Here is a 1,249-nt window from a genome sequence, read left to right as displayed (position 1 = left end):
AGCGTTCAGTCTCTTCAGAGCAGCCAAACAAAAGCAAGATGGAAATTAATAAAATTCTAAAATTCATGGTATTGCTCGATTTTGATCAGCGCATAACATTTGATTAAGGGGCTGTTTTTAGCCGGTCCCAGTGAGCGAAGTGAACGATTTGAACCGCTAGTTAGGTTTTAACTCGGGCTTCCTGCTGCTGGCAAGCCAACTTGCGAGCGCCGAGGCTTGAATGAAAATTGCAGAAAATGCTCCTGGTAAATAGGCAGTTTCGGTGCCAAGTATCTGCACAAAAAAAATACCAGCTATCCATGCGACAGGCAGAAAAGGGATGCTTACAAGTATGCCGAGCATCATGATCCCGAGGCATTCTTTAGAAACGATAAGATGCTGGATGAGCGCGAGCTGCAATCCGCAATCAGTAGCAAGCTAAAATCTGGTGCTGACCAGAATGCGGAATGGCTTATCGAAAAATCTATGGCCGCACAAACGATGGGAGTCTCGAAGCTATCAGAAGAAGATGTGGAGTTTGTTATTGATCAAAAAGGAATCGAGATCCTCAAGCGCATTGATCTAATTGCCGGCAATGGAAAAGTGAATCTTTCAAATGACGTTAAAATCTGCTTATTTAAGGATGTCCTTGGTTTTGCAGCAAATAAATCCGTGATTTCTGCTGATGGAATTGACGACTTTATTAAAACACTGAAGGCCAATAAGCTTCGCTGGAACGGAAAATACATAAGTAAATTCACTCTTATCAGTCGTACATTGTTTGAAATCAAAGGTGCGGGATCAAAGAACATGATCGCTGTAAAAGGCATGCTGGCCCTCCTTGGCATCAAACTGCGTTCGCCCAAGAACAGGGAAGCTGGGAAATACTTGCTCGATTCATCTGTTCATGATCGCGCAGTGAGCTATCTTAAGAACATCCAGAAAGCCGAGGAAGCGCGTAGTGGAATTGTCACAGAATGGAAGCGGCTTTTCGCCAGCTGATCTCAGCCTGCCAGCTGAGTCCCAGGAAGCTCTAGACCTCGCTCTAGGGCTTTTTGGCAACAAACAAGCCCTAGCCATGAACTGGCTCAACACACCAGTTTTGGGGCTTGGCAACAAAAAGCCGGCCGAGCTTCTTCAGACCGAGCCTGGCCGGAAGCGAGTCATAGAATTCATTTGGCGCCTTGAAAATGGGGCTGGAATATAGTCATGAGAACTATAAGTGTCACTAGAGCTAGAAGAGAGCTGACTTCTCTTATCAAGAAAGTCA

The 1,249-nt window shown here is 45.2% G+C and carries 2 protein-coding genes; both read left to right on the top strand.

Going from position 1 to position 1,249, the window contains the following annotated elements; all coding sequences use genetic code 11:
• Window positions 1–375 precede the first annotated feature (375 nt).
• Window positions 376–981, top strand: coding sequence for a hypothetical protein (locus ABZ848_RS49540; protein WP_360843747.1), 606 nt, complete (start codon window positions 376–378; stop codon window positions 979–981).
• Entirely contained in the window at window positions 941–1,186 is a 246-nt protein-coding gene (locus ABZ848_RS49535) for an MbcA/ParS/Xre antitoxin family protein (RefSeq protein WP_360843745.1), read from the top strand. The genes ABZ848_RS49540 and ABZ848_RS49535 overlap by 41 nt, the downstream gene beginning before the upstream one ends.
• Window positions 1,187–1,249: the final 63 nt, after the last annotated feature.

The organism is Streptomyces sp. NPDC047081 (assembly GCF_040643775.1).
In the GTDB taxonomy this organism is placed as follows: Bacteria; Actinomycetota; Actinomycetes; order Streptomycetales; family Streptomycetaceae; genus Streptomyces.
The sequence above is the reverse complement of the archived record's forward strand: the minus strand, read 5'-3'. Positions and strand labels throughout refer to the sequence as shown.